The following is a 253-nucleotide window of genomic DNA, read 5'->3' on the forward strand; positions in this document are numbered from 1 at the left end:
GGAGCCGGGGGCGAGGTATCCGGACCTGGAGATCACCCATCGTTATCTGAGCAGGGGGCGGGTGAGTCCGAGTGTGGACACGACGTATGCGGCGCAGTTCCGGGTGGGCGATGGTTCGTGGCGTGCGGTGAACGGCACGGTGACGATCCCGGGGACACCGGAGGGACTGCGGGTGGTGACGGCGCGGCCGGTGCTGGTCGGGTACTAGTGTCCTGAGTCGGTAATTCGCGTGCAGTAGCGGGCGATGGATTCG

1 pseudogene is annotated in these 253 nt (G+C 66.8%); it reads left to right on the top strand.

Going from position 1 to position 253, the window contains the following annotated elements:
• Positions 1 to 208: pseudogene (locus tag ACYQ0U_RS22880) on the top strand (hypothetical protein); the annotation flags it as partial.
• Positions 209 to 253: the final 45 nt, after the last annotated feature.

It is taken from the genome of Nocardioides pyridinolyticus, assembly GCF_054653575.1.